Source organism: Rhodococcus sp. CX (assembly GCF_015865005.1).
In the GTDB taxonomy this organism is placed as follows: Bacteria; Actinomycetota; Actinomycetes; order Mycobacteriales; family Mycobacteriaceae; genus Rhodococcus.
In genome coordinates this window covers 103,846-104,227 of sequence record NZ_JADZGH010000259.1, presented here as the reverse complement: position 1 = coordinate 104,227, position 382 = coordinate 103,846, and the positions used below count along the sequence as shown (strand labels likewise).

The following is a 382-nucleotide window of genomic DNA, read 5'->3' as shown; positions in this document are numbered from 1 at the left end:
CGGCGGCGCGGGGTTCGGAGATCAGCGACACGTTGCCGCCGAGCCCGGCGATCGACGCCGCTTCGCGCAGGACCGACAGTTCCCGCTCCGACCACGCTTCGGGGTGCGTGAGCACGACCTCCGCGGGCGGGTGGTTGTTGTGCCGTTGCAGCGACTGTCCGTACACGGTGCGCAGCACGGCCGCGATCATCGCGGCGACCGGAACTTCCTGACCGCGCACCAGCACCGACCGGTCGGACACGTGTGCCTTCGGGGCGACGACGAAGCCGGCGGGGTCGACGGACGCCTGGTTCACCGCGACGTCGCCGGTCGAGATCGCGTGGGCCGGGTCGATGAACACGGACGACGACATCAGGTTGCTGGTGTGGGTCAGCGGCAGCGA

The 382-nt window shown here is 70.7% G+C and carries 1 pseudogene; it reads right to left on the bottom strand.

From position 1 onward, the window contains the following. Nucleotides 1-382, bottom strand: a pseudogene (locus I0Q12_RS28615) (Hsp70 family protein); the annotation flags it as partial.